The sequence below is a fragment of the Streptomyces sp. SID4985 genome, from assembly GCF_009863025.1.
Taxonomy (GTDB): Bacteria; Actinomycetota; Actinomycetes; order Streptomycetales; family Streptomycetaceae; genus Streptomyces.
In genome coordinates this window covers 1-14,479 of the sequence record NZ_WWIR01000577.1, presented here as the reverse complement: position 1 = coordinate 14,479, position 14,479 = coordinate 1, and the positions used below count along the sequence as shown (strand labels likewise).

The following is a 14,479-nucleotide window of genomic DNA, read 5'->3' as shown; positions in this document are numbered from 1 at the left end:
GCCTTGGCCATGCCGCGCAGCAGCGCCATGTCGCCGCCGACCCTCGGCTGGAGGTCCAGCGTGCTGGTCCGCGTCGCGTGGAACGTGGCCATGTCCAGGAAGTCGTGCGGGATGATCGCCTTGGTGGCGCCCGCCTCGATGAACGGGTTGATGTGGACGACCTGCGCACCGCGGTCGAATGCCTCGGTGAGCGAGGTCAGCATCCGGGGCGCGTTGGAGGCGACGTTGACACCGATGATGAACAGGGCGTCGGTGGCTTCCCAGTCCTTCAGGTCGACGGTGCCCTTGCCGGTGCCGAGGGACGCCGTCAGGGCGCGTCCGCTGGCCTCGTGGCACATGTTGGAGCAGTCGGGCAGGTTGTTGGTGCCCAGCTCGCGCGCCATCAGCTGGTACAGGAAGGTCGCCTCGTTGCCGAGGCGTCCCGAGGTGTAGTACGACGCCTGGTTGGGGTTCTCCAGGTTGCGCAGGTGCCGCCCGACCAGCTCGAACGCGTCGTGCCAGGAGATCGGCACGTAGTGGTCGGTGGCCGCGTCGTAGACCATGGGCTCGGTGAGACGGCCCTGGTCCTCGAGTTTGTAGTCGCTCCACTCGTGCATCTCGCTCACCGTGTGGCGGGCGAAGAGTTCCCGGCCGGCCCGTTTGTGGGTCAGCTCCCAGGTGACGTGCTTGATGCCGTTCTCGCAGATGTCGAGTTTCAGGCCCTTGGTGTCATCGGGCCAGGCGCACCCGGGACAGTCGAAACCACCGTTCTCGTGGTTCATCTTCATGATCGCCCGCGGGCCCTCGACCAGGGTGCCCTCGCGCAGCAGGAACTTGGTCACGCTGGTGGCGGCGCCCCATCCTGCGGCGGGGTGATGGTAGGGGTGGAAGTACGGCTCCCCTTTGGGGATCGGGCCCACTCGGGGCTCGAGATCCGTCTCCGCTTCCATCATCTTTGACTGTTCTTCGTCCAAGGTGCTCAAAGCTCTCACCCTTCCGCCGTTGGGCAGGCATCCATATCCCATATATGGCGCTTTAGGCCAGAGTATGCCGGTGAATGACCCCCCGCCACGCGACGCGCAATGGCCGGGAAATCCGGGGCGAAAAGCTCAATTCCCTTGCCTCGCGGCCATGTTGGAGAACAGCCGGCAGCCGGGATCGAAATGCGGAAAACAAAGGGCCCGGCCCGGGAGGCCGAGTCCTTCATCGCATATTCGAGGCGTTTTGCCTTTTATGCTTGCATTTGCGTATCACGCGGGGGCGGCGCACGAGCAGATGCTCACTTCGCCCCGGCCGCGCTCGCCTTCGTGGCCCGCCGTGCGCTCTCCTTCGCCTGTTCGGTCACCGCCCGCTCCCGGCGGCCCACGACCACGGCCGCCACGGCGCCGGTCGTCAGGAAGGAGAGCGCGATCAGGCCGGGCCGGTCGAGGCGGTAGCCGATGAGCCGGTCCAGGGAGTAGCGGCCGGGGCCGAACAGGCCGACGGTCGCCGCGACGAAGCCGAGGTAGGCCGGATACTCGTAGCCGCCGGAGGTGATGAAGAACCCGGCCTTGCGGTGCACGGCGACGGCGCCCGACATGCCGCCCGCCACCGCGGCACCGGCCGCCGGGGTGGCGAGACCGAGCGCGAGCAGCACACCGCCGCCGCCCTCGGCGAGACCCGAGGCGATGGCGCTGGGCTTGCCGGGCTTGTAGCCCATGGCCTCCATCGCCTGGGCGGTGCCGTCGATCCCGCCCCCGCCGAACCAGCCGAGGAGCTTCTGCGCGCCGTGCGCGGCCAGGACGCCGCCGGTGCCCAGGCGCAGGGCCAGGAGTCCGAGATCCTTGCGGTGCAGCAGGCCCATGGGGAGATCCTTCCGTCGGGAGAAGCGGTCTGCTCCCAGTGTTCGGTCTCGTCGCCGCACCCGCCGCCCGAGAAGGGGCCCGTGCCGCGCTCAGTGGTGCGGCGCCGGGGTCTCCGGCACGGACGCGGTGCCGTTCGGGTGCGGACAGTGGTCGCGGGAGGTGAGGGGGAAGGGGACGAAGGTCTCCTCGTCCGTCTGGAGACAGATGTCGTGCTGGTACGCGACCACTCCGGTGACGGGCGCGCGCAGCAGCCGGGCGAGGACGTAGGCGGCGGCCAGGCTGGTGACGTCCCGGACGGTGCCCATCGGAAGCAGGGAACGGGTCTCGGCGATGGCCTCGTGCTCCCCGGCCCGGACGACGATGCGGGTGCCGGGTGCCACGCCGTGGGCGGCGATGGCGACGGCGATGTTGTCGAGGTCGTCGGATCCGACGGCGGCGAGCGCGCGGGCGTGGCCGAGCCGCAGTCGTTCGAGGACGGCCCGGTCGCCACCATGGCCGGTCATGACGGGGATGCCGAGAGAGCGGGCGAGGCGCGCGGTCGTCGCGTGCGGGTCACGTTCGACGCCGACGACGGGGATGCCGAGCCGCTGGAGTTCGGCGGCGAGCCGCATGCCGACCTGCCCCATGCCGACGACGATGACGTGCCCGGCGCGGGGCAGGGTGCGCGGGCCGATGAGCCCGATCAGTTTCAGGCCGAGCATCCGCTCGATGATCCCGGCGGTGAACAGGGCGCTGAAGACGAGGGTGGCGAGCATCGCGAGCCCGGAGGCGATCTGGTAGCCGGTCTCGTCCTCACCGGCCGTCGCCGGTCCGACCCCGGCCACGACGCGGGCCGCGTGGAAGAACGCCTCGGCGGGCGGATGGCCATGCGCGACCATCCAGGACCAGTCGCCCGCGAGCACGGCGAGGATGCCGAAGAGCCCGATGAGCAGCAGCCGGGCGCCCGCGTCGTACGGCCGGAGCTGACCGGCGAGCCGTCCCATCCGGTGGGCCGGTCCACGCCTGTAGGGCAGCCACTCCTCCAGGCGGGGCACGCCGTCGCGGGCACGTACGGCCCGCAGGCGTTCACCGGAGCGTTCCAGGGCGAGGTTGGCGGGGTCGACGCAGGGTCCGGCGAGCGCGGGGGCGGCGAGGTCGGCGGGCGAGGTCACGTCGCACTGGGGCAGCAGGCGTTCGAGTTCGTCGGAGACGGTCCGGTCGAAGACGGTGGCGACGATGGGGACGTCCGGCACCAGGTGGGCGACGGCGAGCGCGTAGCGCAGGGCGGCCACGTCGTCGTGCAGCAGGATCGCGACGCCGTCGGCGCCGTCCGCCAGCGCGGTCCGCAGCTCCCGGTCGCCGGGCTTGGCCAGGTGGGTGACCGCGCGGCCGCGTTCCTGGAGGGTCGCGCAGACGCGGCGGCCGAGGTTGGTGTTGCCGATCACGACGAACGGCCGGGGAGGAAGGCGTGGAGAGGTCACTGGGCCGGGGTGTCCCTTCACTCGCGGGGCGCGCTCGCTCGCCGGTGCCGCGAGGGGCACGCCGTACGGGCGCGGTACCGGAACCCTACGAGGTCGGACCCGTCCGGTCACCCGGAAGGACGCGTGCGCCGCTCGGCGGCGAGGGGACAGATGAGCCCTCGTGGGAGAAATGTGTCGCGGCGTCCGGTTCGCCCGCGGGCGATCTATCGTCGTCTGCGCGCGGGCCGTCCGTGCGTCGCCGCCGCCCCGACCTTGGAGTTGTATGGCCTCCGGGAAGCCTCCGCGCCCCTCCGTCCACCGGCTCCCGGCGCGTCGGCTGCTGCGCAAGGGGAAGCTGTGGATCGTTCCGGCCGTGATGACCGGGCTGGTGTCGCTGCTCCTCTCCCTTCTCTACATGGGCGGAATCCTGACCCCCACCGGGAGCCTGCACCGGCTGCCCCTGGCGGTGGTCGACGAGGACACGGGCAAGCCGCTGCCGGGGCAGAAGACCAACATCGGCGCGCAGGCGAGCCACGCCGTCCTCTCCTCCACACAGGGAGGCGCCGTGCGCTGGCTGGGGCTGACCCGGGCGCAGGCGCAGGAGCGGCTGGACACCGGGCGGATCTACGGCGTGCTGGTGATCCCCGCCGACTTCACGGACACGGTGGCGGCGCTGCCCACCTCCCGCGCGGCGAAGCGGCCGACGCTGACCGCGCTGACCAACCCCGGCGTGGGCAGCCTGGCCTCCTCGCTGGCGAGCCAGATCACCCAGCGGGCGGCGCACGAGATCTCGCTGTCGGTCGGCAAGCAGCTGTCCGCCTCCCCGGCGGTGCGGGGCGAGAGCGCGTCCACGCGGGTGCTGATCGCCGACCCGGTGGAGGTCCGTACCGAGGTCGGCCATCCCATCGGGGCGCACAGCGGGCTCGGTCTGAGCGCCTTCTACTACGCGCTGCTGCTGGTGCTGTCCGGCTTCATCGGCGGCAACATCATCCACAACACGGTCGACAGCGCCCTCGGCTACGCGGACAGCGAGATCGGCCCCTGGCACTCGCGCAAGCCGACGGTCCCGATCAGCCGTACCCAGATGCTGGTGCTGAAGATGGTCATGACGGCGGGACTCTCCCTGCTCACCACGTCGCTGATCATGCTGGCGACGATCGGCGCGCTGGGCATGGACGCCCCGCACCCGGGCCTGCTGTGGATCTTCTCCTACTGCGCGACGCTCACCGTCGGCCTCGGTGTGCAGGCCATCAACGCGGCGTTCGGCAGCCTCGGGCAGCTCGTCTCGATGTTCGTCTTCATCGCCTTCGCCCTGCCGTCCTCGGGCGCGGCCGTCCCCCTGGAGGCGGTGCCCGGCTTCTACCGCTTCCTCGGCGCCTTCGAACCGATGCGCCAGCTCGCCTCCGGCGTCCGCGCGATCCTCTACTTCGACGCCCGCGCCGACGCCGGTCTCGACCGGGGCTGGCAGATGATCGCCGTCGGCTTCGTCGTGGCCCTGGTCTTCGGCTTCACCGCCACCCGCTACTACGACCGCCAGGGCCTGTCCCGCATGGTGCCGCGCCCGGCATGACGGCGGACGGGACGGCCGACAGGACCGCGGACGGGACAGGCCGGGCCGGTCAGGCCGCCGGAGGCGTCGGGGTGCGGGGTGGCGTCGGGTCCAGGTAGACGCGCTTCACGGCCGGGATCAGGGTGCGCAGACGGGTCTCCGCCTCCTCGCAGGCCCATTCGATCTGGCTGGACGTGGAGACGTCGCGGAAGTCGATCTTCGCGGCGATGAGGATCTCGCCGGGGCCCTGCACCATGGTCGTCAGCTCCAGGACCTCCTGGACGGCGTCGACGGAGAGCAGTTCACGGCGTACCGCGTCCCGCATCGGTTTGGGCAGGGCGCGGCCGACGAGGAGTTCGGTGTTGGCGCGGCCGAGGACCCAGGCCACGAAGATCAGCAGCACACCGATGAGGATCGAGGCGATCCCGTCGTACACCCCGGACCCGGTGAGCTGGCCGCCCAGCAGGCCGAGCGCGGCGAGGGCGAGGCCGATGAGCGCGGCCGAGTCCTCCATGACGACCGCCTTCACGGCGGTGTCGGGGGTGTGCTGGAGGTAGCGCAGGATCGGGACGCGGAAGTGCTCGGCGCGTCCGGTGGCCTGGCGAAGGCCGGTCCGCAGGGAGAGCCCCTCCAGGACGAAGGCGACCGCGAGGACGATGTACGAGATCAGCGGGTTGCCCGGCTTCTCGCCGTGGGTGAGGGCGTGGATGCCGTCGTAGAGGGCGAACACGCCACCGCCGACGAAGGTGGCGACGGAGGCGAGCAGCGCCCAGATGTACCGCTCGGGGCCGTAGCCGAGGGGATGGTCGTCGTCGGCCGGTTTCCGGCTGCGTTTGAGGGCGACGAACAGCAGCCCCTCGGTGACGGTGTCGGCGGCCGAGTGCCCGGCCTCGGCCAGCATGGCGCTGGAGCCGCTGAGGACACCGGCGACGGCCTTGGCGAGCGCGACGCCGAGGTTGGCGGCGGCCGCCACCAGCACCGTGAAGGTCGATCCACCCGCGCCCGGACCGGCCGCGGAGCCCACCCGGGCGTCCAGATAGGGGCCCTTGCGCGTGTTCTTCCCCGGCTCCTGCTCGGGTTCACCCTGTTCGCTCATAGCCGGACAGTAATCCCCTTCGGTGCGGGAAGTCCCGGCGTGACGGCGCACGCGCGGGTGCGGCCCGTACGGGACGGACCCAGGGCCTGTCTGACAATTCGCGTCGTCGCCCGAAGGGCGGCCTCACGGCGTCAGGTGCGTGCTCTCGGCGTGTCGGCCCCAGATCCTCGTACTGGACGTACTTGGGTCTGGGGCCGGCGCGGCGAGTGGGGGCACCCCCTGCTCGAAGAGCTCGGGGGAGTGCATGGCGTCGCGAGGCAGACGGGAATTGTCAGACAGGTCCTGGGCGGCCGGGACCGGCGTTCGCCGTCCAGTCTCGGCGGCCGCGCGCACCCCGGCCAGCGCTGCCGTCCGTCCGGGCGAAAGGCGTACCCGCCCAGGTCCGCGCCCGTTTCCCCGGCGGCCCGGCGCGGAAGACCTTGCCCGCACCGCCACCCGGCCCTCGCCCGGGACGCACTCCCAGGACACGCCGAGGACAAGGGGACGCGCAGATGCAGGGGTTCTCCCGCGAACCGGGGACACACGGGCCGGTGACCGAGGTGCCGCCCGAGGGGATGCGGAGGATCTACCGGTGGGCGGCGATGATCGCCGTCGGCGGTTTCCTATTCGGCTACGACACCGGGGTCGTCTCCGGCGCGCTGCTGTTCGTCACCGACGACTTCCACCTCTCCCCCACCGAGCAGGGCACGATCGTCAGCGTCCTGCTCGTCGGCGCGATGGCGGGCGCGCTGTGCGCGGGGCGCCTCGCCGACGCGCTCGGGCGGCGCAGGGCGGTCGCCCTCGAAGGCGCGGTCTTCCTCGTGGGTACGGCCATCGCGGCGACGGCGCCCGCCTACTGGACGCTGCTGATCGGCCGCGTGGTGCTCGGCCTGGCGGTGGGCGCGGCCTCGGCCACCGTCCCGGTGTACCTCTCGGAGATCTCCCCCACCCGTGTCCGGGGCCGGGTGCTCAGCGCCAACCAGCTCATGATCACGGCCGGCATCCTGGTGTCGTACCTCGTCGACCTGGCGTTCGCGTCCAGCCGCGACTGGCGGCTGATGTTCGCGCTCGGCGCGGTCCCGGCGACCGTGCTGACCCTGTGCTGTCTGCTGGTGGTGCCGGAGTCGCTGCCGTGGCTGGTGCGCCGGGGCCGCTGGCGGCAGGCACGCGAGGTGCTGGACCGGGTGCTGCCGCCCGAGGACGCGTCCCGGGTGGTGGCCCGGCTGCGCAACGAGGTGCCGGGGCCGCGCCGCAAGCCGGGCGAGGAACCGGAGCGCCCGGTGGGCTGGCGCACGCTGCTCACCCCGGGAGTGCGCCCCGCGCTGGCCGTGGGCCTGGCGATGGCCGTGATCCAGCAGTTCGGCGGCATCAACACGATCATCTACTACGCCCCGACGATCATCGAGAAGACCGGTCTGAGCGCCTCGAACTCGATCTTCTACTCGGTGTTCATCGGCGTGATCAACCTGGTGATGACCGTCCTGGCGACCAGGCTGATCGACCGCGCGGGCCGCCGCACCCTGCTCCTGGTCTCGCTCGCCGGGATGGCGCTCCTGGTGGCACTGCTCGGCCTGAGCTTCATCGCGGGCTGGAACTCCGAGCTGTCCCTGGCGTGCATGATCCTGTACATCGCCGCCTACGCGGGCGGTCTCGGGCCCATCTTCTGGGTGCTGGTCGGCGAGGTCTTCCCGCCCCGGGTGCGCGCGCTGGGTTCGAGCACGGCGACGACGGCCAACTGGATCGCCAACTTCGTCGTCAGCCAGGCGTTCCTGCCCTTGGCCGCCGCCATCGGGCAGGGCCAGACCTTCCTGGTCTTCGCGGTGATCTGCTTCCTCGGCCTGCTGTTCGTGGCCCGCTTCGTCCCGGAGACGAAGGACCGCACGTACGAGGAGATCGACGCGGCCCTCCAGGCCCGCTTCGGACGGCCGGGCGGCGGCCGCGGCGAGGCGAAGGAACCGGCGCGGCGGGGCTGAGCGGGGGGCGTGAGGGCGCGGGGGCGCCAAACCATCGGGCAGTCGGGCAGTCGGACAGTCGGGTGGAGAACGCGGCCGGGCCCGGGCTCCTCCCCCGAGGGAGAGGCACCCGGGCCCGTACGGCTCAGGCCGGTGTCAGCTCTGGGGCCGCTTGCCGTGGTTCGCGGCGTTGCCGCGGCGGGCCTTCTTCTTACGACGGCGCTTCGAGGACATGGGATACCTCCTGCGGCTCTCGACGGCTCGGTCCGGCCGCACGGCGGACTCGCCTCCGCGCGGCGCGTCCGGACACCGTACATGCCGTCCCCGCGCCGGGCCACCGCCGACCGGCCGAGTCGCGTACGCGGTCGCAGGCACGGACGATTGCGGGGAAGGATCGCGTCCACGGTGAGGAGCGGAAGCCCATGACCGGTTCGTGGGAAGCCGATGCTCTGGTGATCTTCGGGGTGACCGGGGACCTCGCGCGGAAGATGACGTTCCCCGCGCTGTACCGGCTGGAGCGGCGCGGGCTGCTCGACTGCCCGGTGATCGGCATGGCGGGCCGGGAGCTGACGGACGCGCAGCTCGTGGAGCGGGCCCGTGAGGCGGTGGAGGCGGCCGAACCGTCCGTCAACGAGGCCGTCTTCGACCGGCTGGCGAGCCGGCTGCGCTATATCCACGGCGATCTCCAGGGCCCCGACCCCTACCACCGGCTGGCGGATCAACTGGGCCGTCGCAGGCGCCCGTTGTTCTATCTGGAGACCCCGCCCTCGCTGTTCACCCCGATCGTGGACCAGCTGGCCGCCGCGCGGCTGCTCGGCCAGGCGCGGGTGGCGCTGGAGAAGCCCTTCGGGCACGGTCTGGCCTCGGCCCGCGCGCTGAACCGGCAGCTCACCCAGGTGCTGGACGAGGGACAGATCCTGCGCGTGGACCACTTCCTGGGCAAGGAGCCGGTGATCGAGCTGGAGTATCTGCGCTTCGCCAACTCCGCGCTGGCCGAGGTGTGGCACCGCGACAGCGTGACGGCCGTGCAGATCACTTTGGCCGAGGAGTTCGGGGTGGAGCAGCGCGGCCGCTTCTACGACGAGGTGGGCGCGGTGCGGGACGTGGTGCAGAACCATCTGCTGCTGGTGCTCGCGCTGGTGGCGATGGATCCGCCGGTCGGCTCCGGTGCGGCCGACCTGTGGGCCAAGCGGGTCGAGGTGCTGCGCGCGATGCCGGAGGCCGACGCCCACGACTGCGTGCTCGGCCAGTACACCGGCTACCAGGAGATCTCCGGGGTGGCGCCGGGGTCGACGACGGAGACGTACGCCGCGCTGCGGCTCGGCATCGACAACTGGCGCTGGGCGGGGGTGCCGGTCCTCATCCGCGCGGGCAAGCGGCTGCCGGTCCGGGTGACCGAGGTGCGGCTGATCCTGCGGGAGCCGCCCACGCTGAACTTCCTGCCCGATCCGTGCCGGGTCGCCGGGAACCAGATCGTGCTGCGCATCGACCCCGAGGCCGGGATGCGGCTGCAACTGTCCGCGCTGGACGAGAACTCGGCGTGGCGCATGGTCCCGCTGGACAACATCTTCGCCGGTGAACTGGGCGCGCCCCTCGCGCCGTACGAGCGGCTGCTGTACGCCGCGCTCACCGGCGACGGCCGCTACTTCGCGCCGCAGGACGTGGTGGAGGAGTGCTGGCGCATCGTGCAGCCGCTGCTCACCTATCCCCCGCCGGTCCACCCCTACCCGCCCGGCTCGTGGGGTCCGCCGCAGGCCGACGCGCTGGTGGCCGGCGGGGTGCCCTGGCAGCGACCGTGGGTGCCGGGCGGCTGAACCCGCGCACCGCGCCGACGACACCGCCGACTGGCAGGCGACTTGACGGCGCGGTTAGGTTTCTCCTGTCCAGCTAGTACGCCTGTACCTCAGGAGCAGGGATGACCGGTGACCCCGAGCCCATCAGCGCCGACGCACGTCACGCGCTCGAACAGGAGCTGGCCGACCTGCGCGAGGAACGCGCGCTGGTGGCCTCGACGCTGAAGGACCCCGAGGAGGTCGGCGACCGCGCCGACCAGGCCGACGAGTTGCAGCGCGCCGACCAGTTGCGGCGGCTCGACGCCCGCATCGAGAACGTCACCGTGCGGCTGAAGCAGTCGGAGCTGGCCGGTCCGCCGCCCGAGGACGTGGTGGGTGTCGGCACGACCGTGACCATCCGGTTCTCGGACGACACGACGCAGACGCTGCACATCGGCGAGATCGCCGACTCGCGCGACGAGAGCCTGGTGACGTCCGACAGTCCGCTGGGCCAGGCGCTGCTCGGCCACCGCGCGGGCGACACGGTGTCGTACGACGCGCCGGACGGCAAGGCCACGGCGGTCGTGGTCTCGCTCGGCACGCCGGGCGACCAGGGCTGACCGCAGGCCACACGAACGACGCGGGCCCCGGAATGACGCGGAATCGGGGCCCGCACGCTCGCGGCCGCCGCGCCGAGATGTCTCGGGGCGGCGGCCTGAGAGCCGGGAAAAGGGCGCGGCTCAGTCGTCGTAGTCGGACGGCGGGAAGGGGTCGCGTTCCTTGCGGGTGACCTTGCCGGTCTCGATCTCGCCCCGGTCCACCTGGCGGTCGATCTCGCTGCGCTCCTGCTCGTAGACGCGCTCGGGGCTCTCCGGCTCGCGGACGGGCAGGCCCACGTCCCGCTCGTCCTCGCGGGTGCGCTCCTCGAGCCGCTCCTCGTCGGGACGGCGGGGCATACCGCGCCCGTGGTCGCGGTCGGGGTTGCCCTCGACTTCCTTGTTCGTCTTGTGGTGGTGCGCCATCGGTGCTCCCTCGATGAGAGCCCGGGCGCTGGTCACGCCCGGGCAGCGCCTGCCGGGCCCGCCGCGCGGGGCGGGCCCGGGGCGGTCAGTCCTTCTTCGACTCCTCGTGCTCCTCGTGCTCGGCGTCCTTGTGTTCCTTCTTGCGCCCGCCGGAAGCGGTCTTCTTGGCGGCCGGTTCGGCGTCCTTCTTGGCCTTCCCGCCCTTCGCGTCCGTCTTCTTCTCGGCGTGCTTGCCCTTGTCGTCCTCGGCGCCTTCCTTGCGCACCGAGAAGTGGATCGAGTCGTCCCGGACGTCGGCGACGATCGTGTCGCCCGGCTCCGCCTCGCCGCTGAGCAGCAGCTCGGCGATGCGGTTGTCCAGCTCCGACTGGATCGTGCGGCGCAGCGGCCGGGCACCGAACTCCGGCTGGTGGCCATGGGCGATCAGCAGCTTCTTCGCGGCCTCGCTGACCTCCAGGTGCAGGCCCTGCGCCTCCACCCGGCGGCGGGTCTGCGCCAGCAGGTGGTCGACGATCTGGGAGAGGTCCTTCTCGGAGAGGCTGTGGAAGATGATGATGTCGTCGATGCGGTTGAGGAACTCCGGCAGGAACCGGCCCCGCAGCTCGTCCAGCAGGTCGTCCTTGATCTCGGACACGTCGCCCTGGTGCGCGAGGATCAGATGGGCGCCGATGTTCGACGTCATGATGATGACCGTGTGCCGGAAGTCGACGGTACGGCCCTGGCCGTCGGTAAGGCGGCCGTCGTCCAGGATCTGCAGCAGTGTGCTGAAGACGTCGGGGTGGGCCTTCTCGATCTCGTCGAAGAGCACCACGCTGTACGGCTGGCGGCGGACCTTCTCGGTGAGCTGGCCTGCCTCCTCGTAGCCGACGTATCCGGGAGGCGCGCCGACCAGACGGGCGACGGTGTGCTTCTCCTGGAACTCGCTCATGTCGAAGCGGATCATGCGGTCCTCGTCGCCGAAGAGCAGCTCGGCGAGGGCCTTGGCCAGCTCGGTCTTGCCGACACCGGTGGGGCCGAGGAAGAGGAAGGAGCCGACCGGGCGGTTGGGGTCGCCCATGCCCGCGCGGTTGCGTCGTACCGCCTGCGAGACGGCGGTGACGGCCTCGTTCTGCCCGACGATGCGGGCGTGCATCTCGTCCTCCAGCTTGAGCAGCCTCTCCTTCTCGCTGGCGGTGAGCTGCGAGACGGGGATGCCCGTGCGGCGGGAGACGATGTCCGCGATGTCGTTCGGCGTGACGGTGACGACGCCCTCGCGGCGCTCCTCGATCCCGGCGAGTTCGGCCTCGACCTCGGCGATCTGGCCCTTGATGTCGTTCGCCTTCTCGTAGTTCTGGCCCGAGACGGCCTCGTCCAGCTCGCGCTGAAGCTTGGCGATCTTGTCCTCGCGGCGGACGACCTCGGTGGAGCGGGCCGCGCTGCGCAGCCGGACGCGGGCACCGGCCTGGTCCATCAGGTCGATGGCCTTGTCGGGGAGGAAGCGGTCGGTGATGTACCGGTCGGAGAGCCCGGCGCAGGCTTCGAGCGCGGAGTTCTCGAAGCGGACCTGGTGGTGTGCCTCGTAGGCGTCGCGCAGCCCTTCGAGGATCAGCACCGTCTCGGCGACGCTCGGCTCGGGCACCATGACGGGCTGGAAGCGGCGCTCCAGGGCGGCGTCCTTCTCGACGTACCTGCGGTACTCGTCGATGGTGGTCGCGCCCACCACGTGCAGCTCGCCGCGCGCGAGGGCGGGCTTGAGGATGTTGCCCGCGTCCATCGAGCCCTCGCCGGTGGCGCCCGCGCCGACGACGGTGTGCAGCTCGTCGATGAAGAGGATGATCTCGCCCTCGGACGCCTGGACGTCCTCGATGACCTTCTTCAGGCGCTCCTCGAACTGGCCCCGGTACTGGGCACCTGCCACCAGACCCGACATGTCGAGGGCGACGACCCGCTTGTCCTTCAGGGTCTCGGGGACGTCCCCCATGACGATGCGCTGGGCCAGGCCCTCCACGATCGCGGTCTTGCCGACGCCGGGCTCGCCGATGAGGACCGGGTTGTTCTTCGAGCGGCGGGAGAGGATCTCGACCGTCTGCTCGATCTCGTCGGCGCGGCCGACCACCGGGTCGAGCTTGCCCTGCTTGGCCTCCTCGGTGAGGTCGCGGCCGAACTCGTCCAGGGTGCTGGTGGGGCCGCCGCCCCGGCCCTGGTCCTGCCGCGCGGCCTGCTCGGTGCGGGACGCCAGCTTCCTGCCGTCGACGCCCTCGGCGGACAGCAGGCGCCCGGCGCCCGAGTCGGCGTCGTCCAGGAGGGCGGCGAGGATGTGCTCGGGGCCGATGTAGGAGACGCCGGCCGCCTGGGACTGCGCGAAGGCGTCGGCCAGGGTGCGCTTGGCCGCGGGGGTGAGGCCCGGCTCGGCGGAGGGCATGCCGGACTCGCTCGGCAGCACCTCGGCGATCGTCTGGGCCAGCTTGTCGGGGTTCACCCCGGCCTGGGCGAGCAGTCGGCGCGAGGGCTCGACCTTCGTGGCCGCCCAGAGAAGGTGCTGGGTGTCGAGGTCGGAGGTGCCGTCCTCCTCCGCGCGCTGCGCCGCCAGGTTGAGCAGTTCCTGCGAGGACTCGGTCAGGAGCCGGCCGATGGGCACGCGCTGGACGGCTGGGGGCGAGGACGCCGGCGACATGCCGAAGAACCGATTCAGCAGATCACTGAAAGGGTCGGACGAACCGAACGGTGAGCCGAACGACATCGACATGGCAGCTCCTGGTGCGCGACGGATCAGGTTTTCACTGAACCGCGATGTCCAGTGCGCCGCAACCGGAGCGGGGCGCGCTCCCACAAGGGCTCCGAGGGGTTTTCCACACCGCTTGTCCAGACCTCTTCGCCGGGTTCCCGGAATGTTTTCTCCCCTCTTATTGACGCCTATTGACGCGCTGCGCCGGATGCTTGTGCGCGTGCGGTACGACGCGCTGAGAAGCGGCAATTGTGCCTAGACTCGGACATCGCAACGGCCGAGGAGACGAATCGGAGACAGCGCATGGACGAACGAGCGGACGTCGCCAAGACCGCGAGGTCGGCCTGGTGGGCCGGTCACGATCCCGTGGTGGAACTCCAGCAGCTGTGGGGCGAGGTCAGCCGCCTGGTGGAGCAGTCCGCGCAGCCGGAGAGCCCGGCACGGCACTGGATGCCGCTGGTCGAGGAGGAGGACGCGGGCGACGCCTATCTGGTGCGCGCCGAACTCCCCGGCATCCCGCGCGAACAGGTCGGCGTCGAGGTGGACGGCCGGGAACTGCACATCCACGGCGTGCTCGACGACACGGAGGGCACCAACGCGCTGCGCCGCAGGACGGGCAGCTTCTCCTACGGCGTCCGCGTGCCCGGCGACGTGAACGTGGACGGCGTACAGGCCGACCTGTCCGACGGCGTGCTGACGGTGCTGCTGCCCAAGACGGGCGCGCAGACCCGCCGCAACATCGAGATCGGCGGCTGACGGGCACGGCGGCCGAAAGCCGCAGCACTGGCGGGACACGGCGCGGCCGGTCCCGCCGTGGGGACCGGCCGCGCGCGCCCGGCGGCTACTCGGCCGAACCGGCCGGGACCACCCGGACGTTGACGTTCTTCATCAGCGGCTGGTCGCTCTGCGTGCTGTAGTCGCCGATGGCGCACAGCACGTTCATCTCCGGCATGTACCCGGCCGCGCAGCCCTGCGGGATGTCGTACGGCACCGCCTTGTAGCGGTACACGCTGCGGGTGCTGCCGTCCTTGGCGACGCTGGTGATGTCGACCTCGTCGAAGAGCTTCAGGCCGCGCTCGCTCATGTCGTCCTCGTTCATGAAGACGAGCGTGCGCAGGTTCTTGATGCCCCGGTAGCGGTCGT

Annotated in this window: 11 protein-coding genes and 1 pseudogene; 5 read left to right on the top strand and 7 right to left on the bottom strand. The window is 71.4% G+C overall.

From position 1 onward, the window contains the following. From GTW40_RS24805 to GTW40_RS33765, 3 genes are all read right to left on the bottom strand, one after another. Positions 1-932: molybdopterin-dependent oxidoreductase (locus GTW40_RS24805; protein WP_161182390.1), on the bottom strand; the 932-nt coding region annotated here is incomplete at its 3' end. Positions 933-1,258: 326 nt separating this feature from the next. Then, positions 1,259-1,822: a DoxX family protein gene (locus tag GTW40_RS24800; protein WP_161182389.1), complete on the bottom strand. Its 564-nt coding sequence runs from the start codon at positions 1,820-1,822 to the stop codon at positions 1,259-1,261. A 90-nt stretch (positions 1,823-1,912) separates the two neighbouring features. Continuing rightward, positions 1,913-3,283, bottom strand: coding sequence for an NAD-binding protein (locus GTW40_RS33765; protein WP_161182388.1), 1,371 nt, complete (start codon positions 3,281-3,283; stop codon positions 1,913-1,915). Positions 3,284-3,545: 262 nt separating this feature from the next. Between GTW40_RS33765 and GTW40_RS24790 the strand changes: the two genes are divergently transcribed. Then, positions 3,546-4,832 (top strand): DUF3533 domain-containing protein, encoded by a 1,287-nt coding sequence (locus GTW40_RS24790; protein WP_161182387.1) that lies wholly within the window; start codon positions 3,546-3,548, stop codon positions 4,830-4,832. A 49-nt stretch (positions 4,833-4,881) separates the two neighbouring features. Here GTW40_RS24790 and GTW40_RS24785 read toward each other — a convergent pair whose 3' ends face one another. Further along, positions 4,882-5,907, bottom strand: coding sequence for a cation diffusion facilitator family transporter (locus GTW40_RS24785; protein WP_237525662.1), 1,026 nt, complete (start codon positions 5,905-5,907; stop codon positions 4,882-4,884). 491 nt (positions 5,908-6,398) lie between these two features. Between GTW40_RS24785 and GTW40_RS24780 the strand changes: the two genes are divergently transcribed. From GTW40_RS24780 to GTW40_RS24770, 3 genes are all read left to right on the top strand, one after another. Next, entirely contained in the window at positions 6,399-7,859 is a 1,461-nt protein-coding gene (locus GTW40_RS24780) for a sugar porter family MFS transporter (RefSeq protein ID WP_161182386.1), read from the top strand. 401 nt (positions 7,860-8,260) lie between these two features. Beyond that, complete coding sequence (locus GTW40_RS24775) at positions 8,261-9,652, top strand: glucose-6-phosphate dehydrogenase (RefSeq protein ID WP_161182385.1); 1,392 nt, start codon at positions 8,261-8,263, stop codon at positions 9,650-9,652. Between the two features lie 101 nt (positions 9,653-9,753). Continuing rightward, positions 9,754-10,230, top strand: a complete 477-nt coding sequence (locus GTW40_RS24770; protein WP_161182384.1) for a GreA/GreB family elongation factor — start codon at positions 9,754-9,756, stop codon at positions 10,228-10,230. A gap of 120 nt (positions 10,231-10,350) precedes the next feature. On the opposite strand, the gene GTW40_RS24765 is transcribed toward GTW40_RS24770, so the two are convergent. Both GTW40_RS24765 and GTW40_RS24760 read right to left on the bottom strand, forming a co-directional pair. Then, positions 10,351-10,632 carry a hypothetical protein gene (locus tag GTW40_RS24765; RefSeq protein WP_161182383.1) on the bottom strand — a complete coding sequence of 94 codons (282 nt, stop codon included), beginning with the start codon at positions 10,630-10,632 and terminating at the stop codon, positions 10,351-10,353. An 85-nt stretch (positions 10,633-10,717) separates the two neighbouring features. Next, positions 10,718-13,357: an ATP-dependent Clp protease ATP-binding subunit gene (locus GTW40_RS24760; RefSeq protein WP_161182382.1), complete on the bottom strand. Its 2,640-nt coding sequence runs from the start codon at positions 13,355-13,357 to the stop codon at positions 10,718-10,720. Between the two features lie 282 nt (positions 13,358-13,639). On the opposite strand from GTW40_RS24760, the gene GTW40_RS24755 reads away from it, so the two are divergent. After that, on the top strand, positions 13,640-14,092 hold the full coding sequence (locus tag GTW40_RS24755) for an Hsp20/alpha crystallin family protein (protein ID WP_161182381.1): 453 nt from the start codon (positions 13,640-13,642) through the stop codon (positions 14,090-14,092). Between the two features lie 85 nt (positions 14,093-14,177). On the opposite strand, the pseudogene GTW40_RS24750 reads toward GTW40_RS24755, so the two are convergent. Next, positions 14,178-14,479 (bottom strand): annotated as a pseudogene (locus GTW40_RS24750) (formate dehydrogenase); the annotation flags it as partial.